The following is a 23,003-nucleotide window of genomic DNA, read 5'->3' as shown; positions in this document are numbered from 1 at the left end:
TCAGACGTACGGGCGTCAGCGCGGGGTCAGTTCGACGAACGACACGCCCGGCATCGGCAGGTTGAAGTCCACCGTCACCCCACCGCCCTCGGCCGTGACCACGGCCGCCGGGGTCAGCTCGTCCAGGGTGTTGTCCGAGCGCAGCTTGTCCCACTGATGCTCCAGGGGCCAGTCGCCACCGCCCATCGCCCGCCAGACCGCCCCGATGTTGGAGTGCCACTCGTCGACGCGGTGGTGGGTGAGCGTGTAGTCCCCGTCGAGGCCCGCGACCGTTAAAGAGACCGCGCGCGACAGCTCGGGGGCCCCGTCGGCCTGCGCCTGGTTGAGGGTGCCGTTCCAGGCCAGCACCCCGACGCGCCCGTCCGCGTGCCGCGCCGCCCAGACCTCGACCCCGCCGGCGTCACCTTCGACCACGGTCGCCAGCTCGGCGTCGCCCAGGCGGGTGGCCAGGGTGAGCGCGTGGAAGCGGGGCTTGCGCAGGTTGCCGACCGTCAGCAGGCCGAAACCGCCGTGGAAGAGCCGTGGCGGCCGCCCCAGCTCCTCGAAGTGGTCCGAGGCCACCCAGTGCGACACGGCGGCCAGCCGGCCCGCCGCCGACTTCATGCCGTGCAGCAGGAACGTGGCCCCGAACGGCCCGTCCCCGATGCCGTGGAAGTGGGTCGGGGTGGGGCCCCACTCGGTCCACCAGACGGGCGTGTCCGGCCTGCCGTACCTGGCCAGGGCCGGGCGCCAGTCGAGCGGGGCGTTGCCGTAGGTGTGGGTGGAGATGAAGTCGAGCTCCGCGCCCGATTCGGCGACGTGCGCCAGCAGCTCCTCCACCCAGCCGTTGGCCGCCGAGGCGGGACCGCCGACCCGCAGCGACGGGTGCACGTTCTTCACGGCGGCGGCGCTGACGTCGTAGAGCAGGAAGTACTCCTCGGGCGTGCCGGTCCAGAAGACGGCGAGGTTGGCCTCGTTCCACACCTCGAAGGCCCAGTTCTCGATCAGCTCCTGGATCCCGTACCTGTCGACCAGGTGCTCGACCAGCGCTCTGACCAGGTCGCTCCACGCCTCGAAGTCCTTGGGCGGGGAGACGATCGCCTCGTAGCCGAACACCGTCCTGGACGGGTCGGCGGCCAGGTCGCGCGGCATGTAGCCGAGCTCGACGATCGGCCGCAGGCCGAGCGCCATGATCGTGTCGTAGACCTCGTCGACCTTGCCGAAGTCGTAGACCGCCTGGCCGTCGACCTCCTTGTAGACCCCGAGGTCGTCGCCGAAAATGGCGTGGGCGCGGACCGTCTCGACCCCGAACTCCGCGCGCACGACGCGCAGCGCCTCGGTGAGCTCCTCGCCGATGGGCCGGCCGCCCGTCTCGTCCTTGCTCAGCAGGTACGACAGGTGCTCGGAGCCGATCATGTACCGCCACGGCCGGGGCAGGTCACGGGTCACGGCGGCGGCGTCGACCCGGACGCTGACCGCCGCCGGTCCGCCCGCCAGCGGAGCCGCCGGGACCGCCTCCGAGACGGGCCCGACGGTCTCCATGGAGGCGATCGCCGCGACCGTGTACGACGCCGGGCCGTGCCCCGTGTCGACATAGCGGCACGCGGGCACGGCGGCCACGTCCACGTCGGGCTGCGACACCGCGACGCCATCCCTGCGCACCAGGTAGCCGATCGCCTCCGGCACGGGTTCCCACGTCAGCGTCACATGGCCCGCGCCGGGGACGGCGCGCAGCCCGGCCGGCGCCTGAAGGCTCAGCTCGGCGGCCGGAACCGCCTGCCCTGAGGCCTGGTGGACGCGTTCCCGCCAGTCACGGCGGGCGGCATCAGCCGTACTCATCTGGGATTCCCCGATCTGTTGGAGGGTTCAGTTGCTGGGAGGGACCTCCTGAACGGCCCACTCCTCGATTTCCATCACCGGCCGGAGTTTCGCCTCGACGCCCGCGCCGCCGAAATAACGGTGCAGGCTGCCGCCGGTGAGCACGTTGCCCAGGGCGGCCATGACCATGCCCTGGTCGAGCGCGAGGTACCACTTCGACACGACGCCCGAGCGGACCGCGACGGAGTCGTAGAAACCGCCGGGCCCGTAGGCGTCGAAGTTCTTGCGGATCTTGGCCAGGTTATCCATCGCCTGGGCCCGTGCGTACGGCAGAGCCAGGAAACTGGCGTGCGGGGTGACGACTCCCTCGCCGTAGGAGGCGGGTTCCGGCTGGGCCGGGCGGCAGCCCTCGTAGCCGGGATCGGTGCTGGTGCGCTCCTCGTCGGAGGTGTAGCCCGGGGTGTCCATGCCGAGCGGGTCCACGCCGTACTCGCGGTAGCCGCCGCGCGGGTCGTTGGACGGCGAGAAGCCCCAGTAGCCGTACTTCGCCTCGCGCAGGCCGTGCTCGATCTGCGCCTTGACGAACACCGGGTGGTTGCGGCCCCAGCTCCGGGGCGCCCACGCCGCCTCGGGCACGACCAGGTCCGGCATCAGCGCCTCGAACATCGAGCCGCCCCAGTTCGGGACGAACCGCATGCCGCGGTAGCCGTACGTGCCCTCCCAGACGTTGACCCCCAGGTACCTCTTCCACGCCCCGACCGGCTTCTGGTCCTGCCAGCCGAAGTCGCAGCCGTTGTCGGGGAAGGTCCGGTAGGGGCCGAAGTAGCTCTGGGCCGGGATCTGGCCGAGCGCGATGCCCACGTACTGGCCGATGCGGGTCTCGGCGGGCGCGCCGTAGTGGTGGCAGGTGGACCAGACCGTGGTGCCGGTGCCGGCGTAGTCGCTCTCGACCGAGCAGCCCTCCGGCTTCTCCGGCCAGAAGCCGCCGCGCAGCAGTCCGGTGCCCGCGTCGGGGCGGGCGGCCGGGTCGTAGTACGACGTGAAGTTCATGGACGTGACCAGCTTCGAGGCCCGCGCCGAGTAGCGGGGCACGGCGTTGCGGACCATCATCAGGGCCGTGGCCAGCCAGCCGTTGTCCACGCTGGAGGCGAACAGCCGCACCGGGTCGCCGTTGTCGGGCCAGGTGTGGACGAGCTGGAGGGTCGCCGGGTCGTACCAGTTGTAGTACTGGCCCGTCGGGGTGTCGCGGTCCATCCGCTCCAGCGCGTCGAGCACCTTGCCGACGCGGGCCGTGGCCTCGCCGGAGCCGATGACGCGCAGGTCGCGGGCGGCGAGCGTGCTCCACAGATAGGTGCCGATGTTGGTGGGCGAGGTGACCTTGGCCCTGGTCTTCAGGTCGCCGGTGACCTTGTCGGACGGGATGCCGGTGGCGGGGTCGACCATGGCGGCCATCGACCGCCACGTGTCCTTCGCGTACTGATATAACGTGCTGTTTCCTGTCGAAGCGCTGGCCGGGCTGGGCACGGCGGCGGCCAGCACCAGCAGGCCGGCGATCACGGCGGTCTTACGCATGGGGGTGCTCCTCAACTCGAGCTACTTGAGTCCGGACGTGGCGATGCCCTGGATGAAGAAGCGCTGCAGGAAGACGAACAGGACGAGGATCGGCGCGACCACGATCATCGCCCCGGCGATGAGCAGGTTGTAGTGAGTGCCCTCGTGGCTGTTGAGGATGTTCAGGGCCACGGGCAGCGTGTAGACGTCCTCCGACTGCGCCACCACGGCCGGCCAGAGGAAGTTGTTCCATGATCCGAGAAAGGTGATCAGGCCCAGGGTGGCCATCGCGGGCTTGCAGAGCGGCAGCACGATCCTGAAGAAGATCCGAAACTCCCCCGCCCCGTCCACCCGCGCCGCGTGGATGAGCTCGTCGGGCAGCTCCGCGATGAACTGCCGCATCATGAACACGCCCAGCGGCGTGATCAGCCCCGGCAGGATGATGCCGAGAAAGGTGTTGACCATGCCGAGCTTCGCGATCAGCACGAACTGCGGGATCATCAGCACGATCGCCGGCACCGCCATCTGCACCAGCACCAGCCCGAAGACGGCGTTCCTGCCACGAAAGCGCATCTTGGCGAACCCGTAGCCGACCATCGAGGAGAAGAGCAGGTTGCCGGCGACGATCACCAGCGCGACGAACACGCTGTTCGCGAAGGCCTGCCCGAGATGCACCCGCTGCAGCAGTTCGGTGTAGTTGTCCAGCGTGAACGTCTCGGGCCAGAACGTCGGCGGGTCGCGCCGGATCTCCGCCTCCGGCTTGAGCGAGCTGAGCCCCGCCCACAAGAACGGCCCGACGACCAGCAGCAGCCCGACGCTCAGCCCGAGGTAGGTGATCAGATTCTGCCTGCGGGTCCGCCTCACCGCGCCCTCCCGATCCTCAGCTGGAGTACGGCCAGCGCGATGATCACCGTGAACAGCACGGTCGCGGCGGCCCCCGCGTAGCCGTAGTTGCCCACGCCGAACTGCTTGAAGATGGCCAACGAGGCCGACAGCGTGGAGTTCAGCGGCCCGCCACCGGTCATGATCAGCGGCTCCTCCAGGAACTGCAGGAACCCGGTCGAGCTGTAGACGGTGCAGAACAGGATCACCGGCCGCAACTGCGGCAGCGTGACCGACCTGAACCGCTTCCACCGCCCGGCCCCGTCCACCTCCGCCGCCTCGTACAGCTCCCGAGGGATCCCCTGCAGCGCCGCGAGGAAGACCACCATGTCGAACCCGAAGCTCCGCCAGGCCGTCATCACGATGATCGACGGCAGCGCGGTGGCCTGATCCTGCAGCCAGGCGGCCCCAGGAAGGCCGGCCAGCCCCAGCAGCCGGTTGACCAGGCCCGCCTCCGGCTCCAGCAGGAACTTCCAGGCGACCGCGACACCGATGATGCTGGTGATGTGCGGCAGGTAGTAGCCGAGCCGGAAGAAGGCGGCGGGCAGCCGGGCGATGCCGGAGTTCAGCGCGACGGCGGCGGCCAGGCCGAGCCCGATGGTCAGCGGCAGCCCGGTGACCACGAAGATCGCGGTGTTCAGCGCCGCCTTGCGCATCGCCTCGTCGCCGGCCAGCCTGAGGTAGTTCTCGACGCCCACCGGGTCTACGGCCAGCGGGTCGGCGACGTCTGTGCTGCGCATGTCGGTGAAGCTCATGCCCAGCCCGGCCAGCAGCGGCCCGAGATAGAACACCACGAACATGAGCACGAACGGCAGCACGAACACCCAGCCGAGCCCGCCCCTGCGAAGCAGCGCCATCACTACAGGCCGGTGCCGACCGTGTCGGCCTGCGCCTGGATGGCCTTGGCCGTCTGCTGCGGCGTCTGCTTACCGAGCGCCAGTTTCTCCAGCTCGGTCTCGAACACCTTCGCCACCTGCTCCCAGGTCGGATACGGCGGCGGTGTCTTGGCGTCCTTGAGCTGCTCGCCGAAGACCGCGAGCTGCTTGTCCGAGGCCAGCTCCGGCTCCTGCCAGGCCGACTGGACGCTGGGCAGGGCCTTCACCGTGGTGTACCACCTGGCCTGCACCTTGGGGTCGGTGAGCCACTGGATGAACTTCCAGGAGGCGTCGCGGTTCTTGGCCTGCTTGAAGACGACCAGATCGGAGCCGCCGACGAAGCTGGTGGCCGAGACCGGGCCCTTCGGATAGGGCGCTACGTCGAACTTGTCCTTGAAGTCCGCGCCGCCGTCGTTGTTCAGCACGCCGACCATCCAGGGGCCCGAGAAGAAGCCGCCGACCTCGCCCTTGATGAAGTTCTGCGGGAAGGCGCCCTTGGCGGTGTCGTTCGGGGCCAGCTTCTCCTGGAAGAGCGAGGCGTACTGCTTGAGCGCGGTCACCGCCTCGGGGGTGTCGAAGGTGTACCTGCCGTCCTTGACGATCTCGCCGCCGGCCTGCCAGATCAGCGGCACCAGCTCCTGCCAGGAGCCCTCGGTGTAGCCCTGGTTGAAGCCCTTCTTGGCGCCGCCCTTCTCCTTCAGCGCCTTGGCGAAGGTCTTGAGCTCGGCCCACGTGGACGGCGGCTTGACGCCCGCCTTCTCGGCCTGGTCCGTGCGGTAGTACAGGACGCGGGTCTCGACGTACCACGGCACCCCGTACGCGGTGCCGTTCACGTCCACGGTCTGCCACGCTCCGGGGAAGAACGCGGCCTTGTCGATGAGGTTGCCGGGCGTGGGGTCCAGCACGCCGGTCTTGGACAGCTCACCCGCCCAGGTGGAGCCGATCATGCTGATGTCGGGGGTGGCGCTGCCCGCGATGGCCGAGGTGATCTTGTCGTGGGCGACGTCCCAGCCCATCGCCGTCACGTTCACCTTGACGCCCGGGTTGGCGGTCTCGAAGTCCTTGGCGAACGCGCCGAGCGCCTTGCCCTCCTCACCGATCCCCCAGACCGTGATCTCGCCGGCGGCCGCGCCGGTCTTGACGTCCTGCGCCTTCTCGGGCGCCTTGTCGGCACCGCGCCCGCAGCCGGTGATCAGTATCGCGAGAGTGAGCAGACCGGCGGCGGAGCGCCGGGTCGAGGGGTTCACTTGGTTTCCTCCTGGGGGTGGTGACCGCAGCTGGCGCGCAGCATCAGCTCGGTGGGCAGGACGAGATGCTTCGGGGTGTCGCGGGCGCCGGTGATCAGCTCGTCGAGCGCCCGCGCGGCGCGCGCGCCCAGCTCGCGCGTCGGCTGGCGGATGGTGGTCAGCGCCGGGCGGGCGTGGCGGGCGGCCATGATGTCGTCCCACCCGGTCACGGCCAGCTCATCGGGTACGGCCAGCCCGAGCTCCTCCGCCGCGAGCAGGGCGCCCAGCGCCACCTCGTCGTCGGAGCAGACGATCGCCTCGGGCCGTGCCGGGGCGCGCAGCAGGGCCTTGGCGGCCTGGTAGCCGCACTCGACGGTGTAGTGCTCTGTGGGCACCGCCTCGATCGCGGCGCCGAGGACGGACCTGACCCCCTGCCAGCGCTCGTCCACGTCGTCACCCGTCGCGATCGGCGCGCCGAGGAAGGCGAACCGCCGGTAGCCGTGCCCCAGCAGGTGCTCGGCCAGCGCGCGGGCGGAGGCGGTGTTTTCGCTGCGCAGCGTGTCGGCCCCGGCGAGCGGCTCGCGGGAGACGAACACGAGCGGCATCCGCATCCGGACCAGCTCGGCGACCAAGTCGTCCGGAACCGTGTGGCCGAACACCATCAGTCCGTCCACCCGCCCCGCCAGATCCTTGACGAGGTCGTGCACGCGGCTACGCCCCTTGGTGGACAGGATCACCACCGACCGGCCCAGCTCGGAGGCCACCTCCTCATAGCCGAGAAGCACCTCGGTGTAGTACGGGCCCGCGAGGTTGGGGAAGACGATGCCGTTGGCGGCGTGGCGGCCCTCGGCCAGGCTGACGCCGAGACGGCTGGGCGTGAAGCGGAGCTCCTCGACCGCCTTCAGCACCTTCTCGCGCGTCTTGGGCGCGACCGGCCCGGTGCCCCGCAGCGTACGCGACACGGTCGCGATCGACACGCCCGCGCGCCGCGCCACCTCGTAGATCGTCACGTCCATCCAGGCTGCTCCTCTTCCTGTAAGCGCTTCCACAATCAGCTGTGTAAGCGCTTACAGAAAGGCAGTCTGTCAGGCGTGTCAACATCTCGTACAGACCCCGTCCGGTAACGGTGCGGTTACGCCGATATGGGGTAGGCGGAAGGCATGCTCTATGGCAAGGAACACGTCCAGCGCTATCAGGAGACCGACGGCGCCGAGGGACACGACTGGAACAACACCACGACCCTCCTTCTCACCACCAAGGGCCGTAAGTCCGGCAAGTCGTACACGACGCCGCTCATTTACCAGAAGCACGGAGGCGTCTGCGTCGTCGTCGCCTCCAAGGGCGGCGACCCGGACCATCCGGAGTGGTACAAGAACCTGGAGGCCAATCCCGAGGTCGGGGTGCAGGTGAAGGCCGAGAAGTTCAAGGCACGTGCCCGCACGGCCACCGACGAGGAACGGCCCGAACTGTGGCGGCTGATGGCCGCCACCTGGCCCGACTACGACAACTACCAGCAGAAGACCGACCGGAAGATCCCGATCGTCGTCCTCGACCCCATCACCGGCTGACCGCTGAGACCGCCCCGGCCGGACGTCGTACGGCGGGGCGGGCGGTCCGCCTGGGACATGAGTGACAGATGATGTACCCATGAGCAGCGAACACCACTACAGCGTCACCGTCACCTGGACCGGCAATCTCGGTGAGGGCACCTCCGGCTACCGGTCCTACAGCCGCGAGCACGAGGTGGCGGCCGAGGGCAAACCCGCCGTGCCCGGCTCGGCCGACCCCGGGTTCCGCGGCGACCCGGCCCGCTGGAACCCGGAGGAGCTGCTGGTGGCGTCGCTGTCGCAGTGCCACATGCTGTGGTACCTCCACCTGTGCTCGGTCAACGGCATCGTCGTGACCTCCTACGTCGACGAGCCGGAGGGCACCATGGTCGTGGACGCCGGCAGCGGCGGCGGCCGCTTCTCCGAGGTCACCCTGCGCCCCACGGTCATGATCACCACGCCGAGCCTGCACGCCAAGGCCCTGGAGTTGCACGCCGAGGCCAACAAGCTCTGCTTCATCGCCAACTCCACGAACTTCCCGATCCACCACAAGCCGACGATCCTCGACTGCCTGAAGGGATAGTCGACCTGATGGCGAGCCGCCTGGGCGACTTACTCCGAGTGGATGCGAGATGTCAGGCCTCCTGTGCGTTCAGGGTGACCCCGAACCCCAGCGGCTAAAAGACCCAATTGGCGCCCGCGGAACGCTGTCGCTTGCCTTTTCGTTGCCCAGACATGGCTGACATCCCCTATGACAGGAAAGAACAGCTCAAGCAGATCGAGAGCGGGCTGATGCCGGGCGAGCAGATCATCGCGGTGTACGACGCCATCGGCGCCGGGACCGGGTTCCTCGGGCTGACCGATCGGCGGGTCATCGTGCAGGACAAGTCGTTCGTCGGCAAGCGCGTCGCGATCACCAGCATCCCCTACAGCAAGATCTCCGCGGTGAGCGTGGTGAGCAACAAGTCGTTCGCCGGCGGGTTCTTCTCCTCGGGCGCGATCGCCATTCACGTCGGGACGCACACCTACGAAGTCGACTTCCGCGGCGACAACAAGGCGCACCACGTACATAACGTGATCTTGCATCACATATCGCGAACCTAACCGATTCCGTAAGGGGCGCGGCGGCCCGGACTGGCCTATCCTGCGGAAATCACGGGGTCACGCGAAGGGGGCGGGCTGGGTGAGCCGAGTCGCACGCGTCTGTACGGCGGGCTGGGCGGGCCGAGTCGCACGCGTCTGTACGGCGGGCCTGACGGTGCTGGTGGTCGCCGCCTGCACCTCGACCCCACCGACGGCGACCCAGGTCCCGGGCACGGGCGCCGCCACCACCACACGTCCCGGCACGGCGACCCCGGGCACCCCTGGCACGGCGACCCCCGGCACGTCGCTCTCGCCGGTGCCGGTGCCGGTGCAAGGGGGTGGGCGGCCCGCGCTCCCCGCCACGCCCGCCGCCTGCGCCCAGCCCCCGGCGGACACCGACGACATCCGCGCCACGAAGGCCACCTCCGGCTGGCGCGTCGTGTCCACCGACGAGGGGTACGGCCAGCTGCGCGACCTCGCCGTGGGCCGCGACGGCGCCGTATGGGCCACCCACCTCACCCAGCGTTTGACGGCCGAGTCCGTGGAGACGGCCTTCGCGGGCCTGCGGCGGTGGGACGGCAAGGGGTGGAAGTCGTACCCGCTGCCGAGCGTTCAGGTGACCGCGCTCAGCGCGACCTCGGCCGCCAGCGCGTGGGTGTTCGGCCTGGCGGACGGCAGAACCGGGCTCGTCGGCGCGTTCCAGAACGACACGTGGGCGGCGCGGCGGCTCACCGGCCGGCTCGGCGACACCTTCGGCGCGGGCGGCACCGCGGCGCGCGGCGCGTGGGCGGTCAGCGGCACGTCGGCGCTGTGGTGGACCGGCTCCACCTGGCAGCACCACGACCTCCCGGCCCCGGCCGGCGCGGTGGGCGGCGGCAGCGGGAGCGGCGGCGGTTCGGGGAACAGCGGCGGCGGCAAGCGCGGCGGCGACGTGTGGACGGTCAGCGGTCCGCTGATCGACCAGGGACCGGCGGCCCGCTGGGACGGCGAGGCGTGGCAACGGGTCGGCGTGCCCGCGCTCGGCCCGCCGGCCAAGGCGGAGTCCCCGCGCGGCCGGCTCAACGACGTCGTGGTGCTCGGCCCGGCCGACGTGTGGGTGGTCGGCGGGGTGTCGTGGCTGGTGCCCGGCGAGTTCACCAAGGACAACGAGCCGCTGGAGCGCTCCCGCCCGGTCGCCCTGCACTGGGACGGCGGCCAGTGGCAGTGCCGGTGGGGCGCGCTCGGGTCGACGTTCACCCAGGCCGAGCCGGACGGCCAGGACGGGATGTGGGTGCTCGACTCGATGGGGTCGCGACTGCTGCACCTCAGCCGCGGACGCTGGACGTCGCAGGCTCTCGACGGCGTGATCGACGCCCTCGCCCAGCGCCCCGGCACGAGCCAGGTCTACGCGGCCGGCTCCTCCAACCCCGAGAAGGGCCTGACCCGCGCCGTACTTTGGCGCACCCGCTGACCTCGCCCGCTCACGGGCACCCACCCAGGCGCCCCGCTGAGCCCACTCGCCTCAAGTCAGGTCAGCGAGGTGTAGAGCTCCATGGTCCGGTGCGCGATGCGTTCCCACGAGAAGTGCTCGACGGCCCTGGCCCGCCCGGCCACCCCCATCGCCGCGGCCCGCGCCGGATCCCCCAGCAGCACGTTGACCCGCTCGGCGAAGTCGGCGGCGAACCGCTCCGGATCGTGCGGCGTCCCGTCGATCCCCTGGTCGATCGGCACCAGTAGCCCGGTCTCCCCACCGGCCACCACCTCGGGAATGCCGCCGGTCGCCGTCGCCACCACGGCCGTCTCGCAGGCCATGGCCTCCAGGTTCACGATCCCCATCGGCTCGTACACCGACGGGCACACGAACACCGACGCGTGCGTCAGCAGCTGGATCACCTCCGGCTTGGGCAGCATCTCGGAGATCCAGATCACCCCGTCGCGTTCCCGGCCGAGCTCCCGCACCAGGCTGGTCACCTCGGCCTCGATCTCCGGCGTGTCGGGCGCGCCCGCGCAGAGCACGATCTGCGCGCCGGCGTCGAAGGACCGCGCCGCGTGCAGGAGGTGGACCAGCCCCTTCTGCCGGGTGATGCGCCCGACGAAGATGACGTACGGCCGGGCCGGGTCCACACCGTGCTTCTTCAGTACGTCGTCGTTACGGTCGGGCGCGTATTGGGCGGTGTCGATGCCGTTGTGGATGACACTCACCCGCTCGTGCGGGATCTCGGGATAGGCGAGGAGTACGTCGCGCCGCATCCCCTCCGAGACCGCGATGACCGCGTCGGCGCCGGCCAGGGCGGTCCGCTCCGCCCAGGAGGAGACGGTGTAGCCGCCGCCCAGTTGCTCGGCCTTCCACGGCCGGAGCGGTTCGAGGCTGTGAGTGGTGACGACGTGCGGGATGCCGTGCAGCATCTTGGCGACGTGCCCGGCGAAGTTCGCGTACCAGGTGTGTGAGTGGACCACCCCGGCGCCTTCGCACGCGGCGGCCATCTCCAGATCCACCCCGAGCACCTGCAGGGCCGCGTTGGCTTCGGCGAGCCCGGCGGGCACCTGGTAGGCGGAGACACCCGGCTCGTCCCGCGCGGCCCCGAAGCACCGCACCCGGACCTCGGCCAGCCGCCGCAGCTGTCTGGCCAGATATTCCATGTGCACCCCGGCACCGCCGTACACATCCGGCGGGTACTCCCGGGTGAGCAGATCAACGCGCATGACACGACCTTACGATCCCCCGGGCCGTCGGGCACAGCCAGACAAGCCGTGGCGGGGGCCGGTCGGACGTCATCTTCCGGGAGTCCCAGGCACGAATCACGTTCGGCGGGCGTTTCGTCGATAGATCGGCATTTTGAGGGTAGCGTCACGGATATGAGGTCCAGGAGGGTTCTTGCGGTCGTACTGGCAGGTGGAGAGGGAAAGCGGCTCATGCCGCTCACGGCGGATCGGGCCAAACCGGCCGTGCCGTTCGGCGGGATGTATCGGCTCATCGACTTCGTGCTGTCCAACCTCGCCAACGGCGGATACCTGCAGATCGTCGTACTGACCCAGTACAAGAATCACAGTCTCGACCGCCACATCTCGCGCACGTGGCGGCTGACGGCGATGCTCGGCAACTACGTGACCCCGGTGCCCGCCCAGCAGCGGCTCGGCCCGCGGTGGTTCTCCGGCTCGGCGGACGCGCTGTTCCAGAACCTGAACCTGATCTACGACGAGATGCCCGAGCACGTGATCGTGTTCGGCGCCGACCACATCTACCGTATGGACCCGCGGCAGATGGTCGAGCAGCACGAGGACTCCGGCGCGGACGTGACGGTGGCGGCGATCCGGCAGCCGATATCGCTGGCCGACCAGTTCGGCGTCATCGAGACCGACCCTCAGGGGCGGCGGATCGTCGCCTTCCGGGAGAAGCCGAAGGACGCGGTGGGGCTCGCCGACTCCCCCGACGAGGTGTACGCCTCGATGGGCAACTACGTGTTCAAGACCCAGGCGATGATCGACGCGCTGCGGGAGGACGCCCTCGACCCCACGAGCAAGCACGACCTGGGCGGGAACATCATCCCGATGCTCGTCAAGTCCGGCGGGGCGGACGTCTACGACTTCGCGAACAACGTGGTGCCCGGTTCGAGCGAGCGCGACCGCGGCTACTGGCGCGACGTGGGCACGCTCGACGCCTACTACGAGGCGCACATGGACCTCATCTCGGCGCACCCGATCTTCAACCTCTACAACGACAAGTGGCCGATCCACACCGGCCACGACCCGCTGCCGCCGGCCAAGTTCGTGCACAACGACGGCGACCGGGTGGGCCGGGCACTCGACTCGCTCGTGTCACCGGGCGTGATCGTGTCCGGCGGCACGGCGAACAGGTCGATCCTGTCGCCCAGGGTCGTGCTGCACTCGCACTCGCTGGTCGAGGACTCGGTGCTGATGGACAACGTCAAGGTCGGCAGGGGCGCGATCGTCCGCAAGGCGATCATCGACAAGAACGTGGTCATCCCCGACGGGGCGCGGATCGGCTTCGACCTGGACTACGACCGCACCCGCTTCGCCCTGACCAGGGGTGGGATCGTGGTCATCGGCAAGAACGAGATCGTCGACCGCTGACCCTCACCTGGGCAGGCTGAGCAACCGGTCGACCAGCGTCCTGGCGTGCTCGGCCCCGCCACGCCCATCACGACGGAATTGATCAACGCTCGGGCACGCATAGTAAACAACTATTAACGTTCCGTGGCATGCCATCCTCGTCGCCGAGTGGGCGGCGAAACCGATCGTCACCAACCTGCCCGGCTACGTCCTGCGGCCCAGCGTCGTCGGCCCGGACCGGATTCCTGTGATCACCGATCCGTCCGAAGCCGTGGACTGCCTTGAACTGGCCGCGATGTCGGTCATGATGCACGGCGAGCAGAGAGCCGTGACGGAGGCCTTCATCACAGCCCTGAACAAGCTCCCCGATAATCACTCTCCGCAGTATTATGAATACGGATACCGACTAGCTTCACTCGCCGCTCGGCGCATCATGGAGGAGATCATGTCGTCTACCGCATGGCCGGTATACAGCCCCTTCGCCAAAGAGCACTTCGGCAAAGGAAAGGCCGAGGGCGAGGCCATCGCTGTGCTCAAGATACTCAAAGCGCGCGGCATCAGCGTCCCCCAAGACACCCACGACCGCATCATCCGATGCACCGACCTCGACCAAATAGAAGAGTGGATCGACCGAGCCGCCACCGCGACGACCCTCGACGAGGTCTTCGCCGCTAATACTGCTTGACGCTGTAGTCATACCGGCAGGGCAGTGGATGCTCCGACCGCACCCGCGCCCGCCCCGTCGGATTGAGCCGTTCGTGATAGTCCCACCAGAGCTCGTCCAGCGTGTCCTCCCCCTCTCGCAGGTCGTCCACCACCAGTCCCGTCTCCAGCACCCGCCCGGCCCGCCCGACATCACCCGCGTCCAGGGCCGCGCGGCACTCCAGCAGGCGGATCCGGCCGTGCCAGCGATCCTTGGGGCCGAGCTTGTCGATCAGTACCAGCGCTCCGTCCGGGCGGTCGGCGGCGAGCAGGGCGACCAGGGTCTCGATGGTGAGGGGGCGCAGCCGCGGCGACAGCGCGTGGGCCCGCTCATACAGGTCCGCGGCGCGCGACGGGGCGAGGACGGCCAGGTTGCGCAGGGCCCACGCGTTCTCGGCGCAGGCCAGCGAGCGTTCCCAGGCGGCCCGGGCGCCGTCGTGGTCGCCGTCGTGGTAGAGGTTCACGCCCAGGTGGAGCAGGGTGAACCAGGTGCCGCCCGACTCCTCGACCGACTTCTCCAGCAGCGCCCGCCACTCGGGACCGACGGTGTAGGAGGACGGCGGCAGGGCCGGGGCGGGCGTGGGGATCGAGCCCTTGCGCACCAGGGCGAGCCACGACTGCTGGTCGCGCCCGATCGTCCAGTCGGCGAACGGTGTGCCCGGCAGGTTGAGCGCCCGGCTGCGCCGCTTGGCCAGGGCCCGGCGCTCCAGCGCGCCCCAGCCGCTGCCGACGTGCAGGACCTCCACGGGCACCGCCGAGGCCAGCCCTGCGGCCCGCTCGTGCGCCGCCTGGAGCCGGTCACGGGAGATCAGCCGGTCCACGGCCGGGCCCACGTGGTCGAGCGCGTCGTGCCACGCACCGTGAGCCCGCGCGGGGTCGGCCTGGAGCAGACCGTACGCCTCGGTCCAGGACAGGGCCGAGCGCGCGGGCAGACGTACGTGCTCCAGCTGGGTGCGGGTGAGGCCCGCCTGGATCTCCAGGTACGGCCGGTCGGGGCCGGACAGCCAGTCCTGCCAGTTGCGGCCCGCCGCGCCGGTGCCCCAGCGGAAGTGCTTGCGGCCGCGCAGCAGGTCGGTGGAGACCTGCGCGAGCCCGTCGCCGTCCGCGTCGAGGGCGGCGATCCAGCGGCGTTCGCCGCGCAGCAGTTCGTAGAAGAAGTCGGCGGCCTGCTCGTTGCGGGCCGGATAGGACTGGTCGGCCTCGCGCCAGCGCGGCACCGGCACCCGGCGCAGCATCCCGTCGTAGGAGAAGTGGTACGCCTGGCGCGCGGGCGCCAGCACCCGGCTGCCCGGCGTCTGCGGCACCGCCGCGTTCGACCACCAGTAGACCGGAGCATCCACCCCCGAAGGGTTATAGATCCGGACGTGTACCAGGAGCACCGGGGACCCGGGCGGCAGGTGGACATCGAGCTGGTAGACCAGCCGCCGCATCCGTTCCCACTCGTACATCCGCAGCACCGGCACCCCGTCGGGCCCCGCCACCCGTACGGCGTGGATGGGCGCGCAGGCAAGAGCGGTGTGCCCGAACGTGCCGAGGTTCCACTCCACGCCCCCCGCGAACCACGCGTTGCGCAGCCCGAGGTTGGCCAGCTGCAGGTGGGGCGGCTTGTGCAGGAGCTCGCGCCCGGTCGGCAGGTGCACCAGCGAGCGCAGCCGCCCGCCGTACTCCAGCAGGAACTCCGCGCGCAGCAGCTCGTTCTCCAGCACCGCCGTCTTCAGCTCCCGCTCCTCCCGCTCGCGGCCGTAACCGTCCTGGAAGGTGTACGGCAGGAGCGAGTCGGCGTGCCCGTAAGCCAGTTGGGCCGCCATCTCGGCGTCGGCGGCGGCCGTCCTCAGCCCGCCACGTGGATCGGGGAGCGTGCGCAGCGGCGGCAGCGGGTTCTCCGGGCCCAGCGGGGACACGGGGAGCACGACTGTAGATGTCCGTAGCATTTGGCGAGTATTTTTCCATAAAACCGTCTGATAAGAGCTTCCGCCGGGTTTCGGGCATGATTGGACGGTGAACCGGTACGAACGCTGGAACATGCTGTTAGAGCTCGTCGCCGAGGCCGGCCGCCTGAACGTGTCGGAGACGGCGCGCAAACTCGGCGTGTCCGCGGCCACGATCAGGCGCGACTTCGACGAACTCGCCGACCAGCAGTTGCTGACCAGGACCAGGGGCGGCGTCATCGCGCACAGCGTCTCCTACGACCTGCCGCAGCGCTACAAGGTCGCCCAGCACGCGCCGGACAACCAGCGCATCGCCGCCGCGGCGGCGGCCCTGGTGCCGGTGGGGGCGACGGTCGGGCTCAACGGCGGCACCACGACGACGGAGGTGGCCAGGGTGCTGGCCAACCGCCCCGACCCGCCCTCCGGGCGCCGCGGCCCGGCGTTCACCGTGGTGACCAATGCCCTGAACATCGCCCACGAGCTGGCCGTGCGGCCGCATCTGCACGTGGTCACCACGGGCGGCTCCGCCCGCGCCGAGTCGTACGAGCTGGTGGGCCCGGTGGCGACGGGCATGCTGGCCGACGTCGCGCTCGACGTGGTGGTGCTGGGCGTCGACGCGCTCGACGTGAAGCACGGCGCCAGCGCGCATGGCGAGGGTGAGGCGGCCGTCAACCGGCTGATGGCCACGAAGGCCCGCCAGGTGATCGCGGTGGCCGACAGCTCGAAGCTGGGCCGCCGGGCGTTCGCCCTGGTCTGCCCGCTGAGCAGGATCAACGTCCTGGTGACGGACTCGGCCGCCGCGCCGGAGCTGACCGCCGGGTTCGCGGAGGCGGGCATCCGGGTCATCCGGGTCTAGGACCTGCATTTGATCGTTTCCGGTGCTCTGGCGGACCCTCACCGCTAGGCTTCCCGCTCTGCGCTTGACGCCAGGAAACGGGAAAAGTCAGGAAATGGGGGATTTGGATGTTAATCGCGCTCGGGGTGCTCGTCGCGCTGATCGTCGGCGTCGCGCTGTGGTGGAAGTTCCGCGACCCGCTCAGAGGTGAGGACTTCTACAAGTTCCACGTCGAGCGTACGTGGGCCTGGGAGCTCGTCCTCACCGAGGAGCAGGAGCGGGCGTTCATGGCGGGGCTGGAGGCCTATGACGAGGAGCGGACCGTCTTCCCGCACCGGGAGGCGGGGGCGCTGCACGTCTACAACCCGCAGATGATGGTCTCACTGTTCCTCCTCACCGAGCAGTTCGCCGCGATGGGCCCGGGGGCGCTCGCGGATCCGGCGGGCGCCGTACGGCACCTGATCGGCCGCGCCGCGGAGGCGGAGATCGACGGTGTGCTCTACCTCGACGACGAGTGGATCCAGGAGCCCGTCGACGGCCTGGACAAGTACGACTTCACCCGCGAGATGAGCATGGCCACGCACGCACAGGGCGTCGACGGGGGTGTCGGCGGCTATGGCGACGAGGACTCCGGCTACGGCATGCTCACGGTCCTCACCGAGGTGCCGGCGCATGTGCGGAGAATGTACGACGAAGCGCACAGCCACACCTCGCCCGGCGAGATCCGCAACCGCCTGGACGTCTACAAGGCGGTCATCGAGGAGCCGGAGCCCGAGTTCGTCGCGGGGCTCGAGCGCGCCGACGGCGAGCAGAGCCGCTTCACCAACACGCTGATGTACGACTACGGCCGAGTGCTCGCCGACTACCGGGAGCTTCGTCCGCGCATGCCGCACGCCCAGCCCGTGGACGTCATGTCCGCCGCCCTGGCCCGGATGCTCACCGAGCGACGCCCCGGCATCACGTGGACCCGTCCGCCGTCACAGCAGCAGCACGACCTCGCCCTGCGGCTGATCTCCACCCGGGGCTGACGCTCGGCGGGTGCGCGGCGGGTCTCAGCGCCGCCGCCGGGGGAAGCGGCCCGCGAAGACGCGTACGTCCGCCGCCTCGCCGGCCAGGTCGCTCGCCCACCTGACCGCCGTCTTCAGTGACGGTTCGCGGGCGTGGTAGGCCCGGTCGACCGACCACCACCAGGTCTTCTCCCGGCGCGGCTCGGCGGCCAGCCCGGCGGCCGCCAGCCCCGCCGGGTGACCGCCCCGCTCCCACAGCTCCGCCCACTGCCCCCGGCGCAGGTTGAGGTAGAGCAGGCTCTTCAGCTCGCGCACCACGCCGATGTCGCCTATGGCGGCGCGGGACAGGTCCAGCGCGTACAACCGCGGGCATGACAGCAGCGGCGTCAGGTCCACGGGCCGCTCTGTGCGCAGGGTCAGCGACCGCAGCGTGGCGTGGCCCGCCAACGGCGCCAGGTCGATCCCGTCCATGGCCAGGTCGAGCAGTTCCACCGGAGTGTCGCGCAGCGGGGTCAGGTCCGCGCCGGGGCAGTTGTCCACCATCACCTGCCACAGCGCCGGCGCTCCGCGCACGGGCCCGAAGTCGACCCAGGGGGCGTTGATCACCGACAGGCGCTGGATGCGCGGCTCCCAGCCCCGGATGGAGGCCGCGTCGGGACCGGCGACCGTCAGCGAGCGGGTCTTCTCGTGGGCGTGCCGGCTCGGCTCCTTCATGTCGCCGAGGTCGATCCACAACTCGCCGTGCTCGACCGCGTAGGCACCGGCCTCCAGAGCGGTGACATGCCGCCGCAGCAGGCTGGTCACGGAGTCGGCGACATAGACAGGGCCTTCGTCGTGGTGGGTGCCCATCCGGATGACCTGACCCGGCCGCCCGTCCGGGCCGGGCGCCAGGTCCACCGCCAGGAAGTCGCCGCCGGTGCTGGTGGCGAACGGGATCCAGCACGGGTGGTCCGACGCCCGTCGCATCGCCAGCGAGGGGCCCACGCCGGTGATGAGCGGCTGGTGGCTCCAGCTACGGCCGGCCGCCCACCAGCGGTTCTCCGGGCGGCTCTGTTCTTCCAGCAGTTCGAGGCCGAACCAGGGGTGCCGGTCCAGGAGGCCCTCGCCGCCGTCGCCGTCGACCAGCGAGTAGAGGGCGCGCAGGTCCTCGGGGAGCGTCACGCCGTACCGGACCCGGAGCTGGGCCTCCAGCCAGGCGCGGCGGGCTTCGGGGAGCGCGGGGGGCGGGGCGTACTTGTCCGTGCCGGGACCGCCCAGGACCCGGTCACGCTCGCGTAAGTACGCGCCGAGCAGCGCGACGGCCTCCTTCGGATCTCCCGCCGGGGCGGCATCCGGCCGGCCCCTCTGGAACTCCGCGGGCTCGGGCGGCAGCACCCCCCGATCCAGGACGTACAGGAAGCCGTGCTCGCTGTGATCCATGCGGTCCAGCGACTCGCTGACCACCGCCTCGAACCGGCCCTTGGCCTCGACCACCAACTCGATGGCGAGGTGGTCGCCACTCGCCCCGGCCAGGGCATAGATCTCGCACATCTCCGCGTGCAGGTCGATGTCATCCGCCTCGCCCGGCTCGATGCTCAGCCCGCGGTAGCCGGACCCGTCCGGACCAGTCGCGAACCCCTGCAGCTCGGCCCGCCGCCACCCCGCGGGCGCTCCGGCCGCGATCTTCTCGGCCATCGTACGGAGCACATCGGCGATCTCGGAATCACGATCATGGGTCACAGGACACACCTAACCATCGCGACGCGCCCGTTTTGTACCACGCACGATGATTACCGAGCGTATCCACTGGACACGTAGCGTCGTACAGGCTGTACAGGCTTCGGTGCTGTGGGAGGAAGGGCTCCATGCAGGGCATTGCCGGATCGCCGGCGAAGGCGTTGCGGACGCCGCGCGCCGCGGGAGCCGCCGGGATCCTCGCCGCCCTGCCGCTGGGCGGCGCCATGATCCTGGTGCGCAGCGCGGTGCCCGACCAGCCGATCGACGCGGCCGCCTATCTCGCCGACACCACCGGCCAGCACGCGCTGCGGGTGGCGCTGGTCCTGCTGCCGTTCGGAGGGATCTTCTTCCTGTGGTTCATGGGCGCCGTACGCGACTCCATCGGGGCGCGGGAGGACCGGTTCTTCGCGACCGTCTTCCTCGGCGCCGGCCTGCTGTTCGTGGCCACGCTCTTCGTCTTCGGCGCGGCGGCGGACGCCTTTCTGACCACGATCGGCACGATGCGGGACCTGTCCCAGCCCATGGCCTTCTGGCACTACGGGCGCAACCTCGCCCTGTCCCTGCTGACCGAGTACGCGCCGCGCATGGCCGCGGTGTTCACCCTGACGGCCACGACCATCATGACGCGCCTCGGCATCTTCCCCCGGTGGCTGTCGTGGCTCGGCTACCTCGTCGGGCTGGTGCTCCTCCTGGTCGTCAGCCACATCGCCTGGTCGGAGATCATCTTCCCGGTCTGGGTCCTGATCGTGGGCTGCTTCCTGATCACCGCCCATTCCCGGATGATCTCCGCAGCCCTGCCCAACAAATGACTCTTGGCGTCATGTCAGCTATGTGGCGTCGGGTAGGTCGTGGAGAGGGCGACTCGGCGGCAGGTGGCCGCCCAGCCCGACGGGGAAGTGTCGGCGAGGGAAGTGTCACTGTGCGAGTTGTCGTTGATCTCACGCGCTGTCAGGGCTACGGGCAGTGTGTCTTCCTGGCGCCGGACGTGTTCTCGATGCCCGGCCAGGAAGCGCTCATGTACGACACCGGCCCGGACGACGACCAGCGCGAGCGGGTGCTCCAGGCGGCGGCGGCCTGCCCGGTGCAGGCCATTCACCTCGACCGGATGACCACCCAGCACAGAACCATGCGGCCGGAGCTGGGCCCCTCCCCCACGGGCGACGGCGAGGCGTTCAAGCGCGACGGCCGCATCGTCATCGTCGGCGCCTCCCTGGCCGGCGGGCGGGCCGCCGGAGTGCTGCGCAGAGACGGCTTCACCGGCTCGCTGACCCTGATCGGGGACGAGCCGCACCAGCCGTACGACCGGCCACCGCTGTCCAAGCAGGTCCTGACCGGCAAGGTACCCGCCGAACGTACCCTGCTCCCCCAGCTTCGCGAGGTCGATGTCACCTGGCTGCCGGAGACCCGGGCGACCGGGCTGGACCTGTCCGCCCAGAAGGTACGGCTCGCCGACGGCGGGGAGATCGGCTTCGACAAGGTCCTGATCGCCACCGGCGCGCGGGCCCGGCCGTGGCCGAAGGAGCCGGAGGCCGCGCTCGACGGCGTGTACGTCCTGCGCACGCTCGACGAGGCCAGGCGCCTGCGGCAGCGACTGGCGGCCGGCGTCAGCAGGGTGCTGGTCATCGGGGGCGGATTCACCGGGTCGGAGGTGGCCTCGGTCTGCCACGATATGGGCCTGCCGGTGACCCTCGTCGAACACGGGCCCGTTCCGCTGCGCGGCGCGCTGGGCAACGTGATCGGCGCGGTCGCGGCGGACCTGCAGCGCGCGGCCGGTGTGGACCTGCGCTGCGAGGTCACGGTGACAGCGCTGGAAGGGGACGCGGAGGGACGGCTGCGCGGCGCCCGGCTGTCCGACGGCAGCACCGTGGAGGCCGACGTGGCGGTGGTCGCGCTCGGCGCGGTCCGCAACATCGAATGGCTGGAGGGCTCCGGGCTGGCGGCCGGGGTGTGGGGGATCGCCACCGACGCGGGCTGCCGGGCCTTCGACGTCAACGGCCTGGTCACCGACAACGTGTTCGTCGCCGGTGACGTGGCCCGCTTCCCGCATCCGGTCTACCACTACCAGTTCCTCGCGCTGGAGCATTGGGGCAACGCCGTCGCCCAAGCCGAGGTCGCGGCCCACAACATGATCAGCGACCAGGCGCATCGCTGGCCGCATCTGTCACTGCCGGTCTTCTGGTCCAACCAGTTCGGCGTCAACATCAAGTCGGTCGGCGTGCCGAGCTTCGCCGACGAGCTCGTGATCGCGCAGGGCTCGCTGGCCGAGCGCCGGTTCGTCGCCGTCTACGGCTACCGGGGCAGGATCACCGCCGCGGTCACCTTCGACCACGCGATGTGGCTGGACTTCTACCGGAACCTGATCGAGCAGGCCGCGCCGTTCCCACCTGACTTCCGCATGGTCGACCGGCGCGACGGATCACGGCCCGTGCCGGCCGAGGTGCCGGAGCGGATCAAGCCCGCCGAAGGAGCGACCGTGGTGGTGACCGGCCACGATCCGGGCGAACGCCGCGTCACGCTCGTACGACCTCAGCGGTAAGACCAACTCGAACCACGCGTCAAGGGAGGCACTTCGTGGAGCCGGCAAGCAGCTACCAGCAGATTCTCCAGTTCTCCAACCGGGCCGACCCGTATCCGCTGTACGCCGAGCTGCGCAAGACGCCTGTCGCGCGGCAGGAGGACGGCAGCTACGTCGTCAGCACCTACGAGGAGATCGTGGCGCTGCTGCACGACCCGCGGGTCAGCTCCGATCGCCGTAACCTCGCTGATCCGTCCCTCGGCGGGGGGCAGCTGCCCTCCTTCATCTCCACCGATCCGCCCGAGCACGACCGGCTCCGGCGGCTGACGATGCGTCATTTCGGGCCGCCGCATTCACCGCGCAAAGTCGACAGCCTGCGCGGCGAGCTGCTCCAGATCGTGACGGAGCTGATCGACGGCCTCGCGGACCGGACACAGGCCGACATCGTCGACGACTTCGCCTACCCGTTCCCGGTCACGGTGATCTGCCGCCTGCTCGGCGTGCCGCTGGAGGACGAACCCCGCTTCCACCAATGGGCGGACGAGCTCGTGGAGAACCTCGGCCCCGGTGAGGGCGACATGGCGGAGCGGATCAAGCGACGCCAGGCCACGCTGCTCACACTGGGCGAGTACCTGTCCGAGCTGACCGAGGCCCACCGCGCGAACCCGGGCGACGACATCCTGTCCGGGTTGATCACCGACGAGGGCCCCGACGGGACGATGTCGCAGCACGAGGTGATCGGGACCGGCGCGCTGCTGCTGATCGCCGGCCACGAGACCACGGTCAACCTCATCAGCAACGGCATGCTCACCATGCTGCGCAACCCGTGGCTGCTCGAACGGCTGCGCAAGGAGCCGGACCTGGCCATCCACACCATCGAGGAGCTGCTGCGCTACGAGCCGCCGGTGCACTTCCTGCCCAACCGGGTCGCCCTCGACGACATCCCCATCGCGGGTGTCACCATCCCCAAGGGCTCCCCCATCATCCTCGCGCTCGCCTCGGGCAGCCGCGACCCCGCGCACCTGCGCGATCCCGACCACTTCGACCCCGACCGTCCCTACATCCAGCACCTGGGCTTCGGCGGTGGCGTCCACCACTGCTTCGGCGCTCCGCTGGCGCGGCTGGAAGCCCAGACCGCGCTGCGCGAGCTCGCGCGGCGGCTGGTGAACCCGCGCCTCGTCACCGACCCGCCGCCCTACCGCCCCAGTTCCACCCTGCGGGGGCCGCGCCACCTGGAGATCCAGTACGACGGCGTCAACCCGTACAGCGAACTGCCGGCCACATAGCCC

The 23,003-nt window shown here is 70.2% G+C and carries 20 protein-coding genes; 11 read left to right on the top strand and 9 right to left on the bottom strand.

Annotation, left to right across the window (positions count from 1 at the left end):
- Window positions 1-15 precede the first annotated feature (15 nt).
- The 6 genes from AB0H88_RS11080 to AB0H88_RS11055 are packed head-to-tail and all read right to left on the bottom strand — an operon-like array spanning window position 16 to window position 7,347.
- Entirely contained in the window at window positions 16-1,818 is a 1,803-nt protein-coding gene (locus AB0H88_RS11080) for a hypothetical protein (RefSeq protein ID WP_357643126.1), read from the bottom strand.
- A 27-nt stretch (window positions 1,819-1,845) separates the two neighbouring features.
- Window positions 1,846-3,369: a glucoamylase family protein gene (locus AB0H88_RS11075; RefSeq protein ID WP_357643125.1), complete on the bottom strand. Its 1,524-nt coding sequence runs from the start codon at window positions 3,367-3,369 to the stop codon at window positions 1,846-1,848.
- Window positions 3,370-3,390: 21 nt separating this feature from the next.
- On the bottom strand, window positions 3,391-4,212 hold the full coding sequence (locus AB0H88_RS11070) for a carbohydrate ABC transporter permease (RefSeq protein WP_357643124.1): 822 nt from the start codon (window positions 4,210-4,212) through the stop codon (window positions 3,391-3,393).
- Complete coding sequence (locus AB0H88_RS11065) at window positions 4,209-5,087, bottom strand: sugar ABC transporter permease (protein WP_357643123.1); 879 nt, start codon at window positions 5,085-5,087, stop codon at window positions 4,209-4,211. Before AB0H88_RS11065 ends, AB0H88_RS11070 begins: the two co-directional genes overlap by 4 nt.
- Before the next feature lie 2 nt (window positions 5,088-5,089).
- On the bottom strand, window positions 5,090-6,352 hold the full coding sequence (locus AB0H88_RS11060; protein ID WP_357643122.1) for a sugar ABC transporter substrate-binding protein: 1,263 nt from the start codon (window positions 6,350-6,352) through the stop codon (window positions 5,090-5,092).
- On the bottom strand, window positions 6,349-7,347 hold the full coding sequence (locus AB0H88_RS11055) for a LacI family DNA-binding transcriptional regulator (RefSeq protein ID WP_357643121.1): 999 nt from the start codon (window positions 7,345-7,347) through the stop codon (window positions 6,349-6,351). The genes AB0H88_RS11060 and AB0H88_RS11055 overlap by 4 nt, the downstream gene beginning before the upstream one ends.
- 144 nt (window positions 7,348-7,491) lie before the next feature.
- Between AB0H88_RS11055 and AB0H88_RS11050 the strand changes: the two genes are divergently transcribed.
- From AB0H88_RS11050 to AB0H88_RS11035, 4 genes are all read left to right on the top strand, one after another.
- Window positions 7,492-7,899: a nitroreductase family deazaflavin-dependent oxidoreductase gene (locus AB0H88_RS11050; RefSeq protein WP_357643120.1), complete on the top strand. Its 408-nt coding sequence runs from the start codon at window positions 7,492-7,494 to the stop codon at window positions 7,897-7,899.
- 79 nt (window positions 7,900-7,978) lie between these two features.
- On the top strand, window positions 7,979-8,461 hold the full coding sequence (locus tag AB0H88_RS11045; protein ID WP_357643119.1) for an OsmC family protein: 483 nt from the start codon (window positions 7,979-7,981) through the stop codon (window positions 8,459-8,461).
- 152 nt (window positions 8,462-8,613) lie between these two features.
- Complete coding sequence (locus AB0H88_RS11040; protein ID WP_214638874.1) at window positions 8,614-8,982, top strand: PH domain-containing protein; 369 nt, start codon at window positions 8,614-8,616, stop codon at window positions 8,980-8,982.
- Window positions 8,983-9,061: 79 nt separating this feature from the next.
- Entirely contained in the window at window positions 9,062-10,411 is a 1,350-nt protein-coding gene (locus AB0H88_RS11035) for a hypothetical protein (protein WP_357643118.1), read from the top strand.
- Window positions 10,412-10,467: 56 nt separating this feature from the next.
- Here AB0H88_RS11035 and glgA read toward each other — a convergent pair whose 3' ends face one another.
- The gene (glgA, locus tag AB0H88_RS11030; RefSeq protein ID WP_357643117.1) at window positions 10,468-11,643 is read right to left on the bottom strand and encodes a glycogen synthase; all 1,176 of its coding nucleotides are present in this window, start codon (window positions 11,641-11,643) and stop codon (window positions 10,468-10,470) included.
- Window positions 11,644-11,796: 153 nt separating this feature from the next.
- Between glgA and glgC the strand changes: the two genes are divergently transcribed.
- Both glgC and AB0H88_RS11020 read left to right on the top strand, forming a co-directional pair.
- On the top strand, window positions 11,797-13,032 hold the full coding sequence (gene glgC, locus AB0H88_RS11025) for a glucose-1-phosphate adenylyltransferase (RefSeq protein ID WP_357643116.1): 1,236 nt from the start codon (window positions 11,797-11,799) through the stop codon (window positions 13,030-13,032).
- 226 nt (window positions 13,033-13,258) lie between these two features.
- Window positions 13,259-13,696 carry a hypothetical protein gene (locus AB0H88_RS11020; RefSeq protein ID WP_357643115.1) on the top strand — a complete coding sequence of 146 codons (438 nt, stop codon included), beginning with the start codon at window positions 13,259-13,261 and terminating at the stop codon, window positions 13,694-13,696.
- Here the strand turns inward: AB0H88_RS11020 and AB0H88_RS11015 are convergent.
- Window positions 13,683-15,614: a DUF5107 domain-containing protein gene (locus AB0H88_RS11015; protein ID WP_357643114.1), complete on the bottom strand. Its 1,932-nt coding sequence runs from the start codon at window positions 15,612-15,614 to the stop codon at window positions 13,683-13,685. The genes AB0H88_RS11020 and AB0H88_RS11015 overlap by 14 nt on opposite strands.
- Window positions 15,615-15,711: 97 nt before the next feature.
- Between AB0H88_RS11015 and AB0H88_RS11010 the strand changes: the two genes are divergently transcribed.
- Together AB0H88_RS11010 and AB0H88_RS11005 are read left to right on the top strand one after the other, a co-directional pair.
- Window positions 15,712-16,497, top strand: a complete 786-nt coding sequence (locus tag AB0H88_RS11010; protein ID WP_357643113.1) for a DeoR/GlpR family DNA-binding transcription regulator — start codon at window positions 15,712-15,714, stop codon at window positions 16,495-16,497.
- A 107-nt stretch (window positions 16,498-16,604) separates the two neighbouring features.
- Window positions 16,605-17,504 (top strand): hypothetical protein, encoded by a 900-nt coding sequence (locus AB0H88_RS11005; protein WP_357643112.1) that lies wholly within the window; start codon window positions 16,605-16,607, stop codon window positions 17,502-17,504.
- Window positions 17,505-17,528: 24 nt separating this feature from the next.
- On the opposite strand, the gene AB0H88_RS11000 is transcribed toward AB0H88_RS11005, so the two are convergent.
- On the bottom strand, window positions 17,529-19,202 hold the full coding sequence (locus AB0H88_RS11000; protein ID WP_357643111.1) for an SMI1/KNR4 family protein: 1,674 nt from the start codon (window positions 19,200-19,202) through the stop codon (window positions 17,529-17,531).
- 125 nt (window positions 19,203-19,327) lie between these two features.
- Between AB0H88_RS11000 and AB0H88_RS10995 the strand changes: the two genes are divergently transcribed.
- The 3 genes from AB0H88_RS10995 (at window position 19,328) to AB0H88_RS10985 (ending at window position 23,000) form a co-directional block, all read left to right on the top strand.
- The gene (locus tag AB0H88_RS10995) at window positions 19,328-20,008 is read left to right on the top strand and encodes a hypothetical protein (protein WP_357643110.1); all 681 of its coding nucleotides are present in this window, start codon (window positions 19,328-19,330) and stop codon (window positions 20,006-20,008) included.
- 110 nt (window positions 20,009-20,118) lie between these two features.
- On the top strand, window positions 20,119-21,735 hold the full coding sequence (locus AB0H88_RS10990) for an FAD-dependent oxidoreductase (RefSeq protein WP_357643109.1): 1,617 nt from the start codon (window positions 20,119-20,121) through the stop codon (window positions 21,733-21,735).
- Between the two features lie 35 nt (window positions 21,736-21,770).
- Window positions 21,771-23,000: a cytochrome P450 gene (locus AB0H88_RS10985; RefSeq protein WP_357643108.1), complete on the top strand. Its 1,230-nt coding sequence runs from the start codon at window positions 21,771-21,773 to the stop codon at window positions 22,998-23,000.
- The last annotated feature ends 3 nt before the right edge of the window (window positions 23,001-23,003 follow it).

It is taken from the genome of Nonomuraea sp. NPDC050680, assembly GCF_040654555.1.
GTDB lineage: Bacteria > Actinomycetota > Actinomycetes > Streptosporangiales > Streptosporangiaceae > Nonomuraea.
The sequence above is the reverse complement of the archived record's forward strand: the minus strand, read 5'-3'. Positions and strand labels throughout refer to the sequence as shown.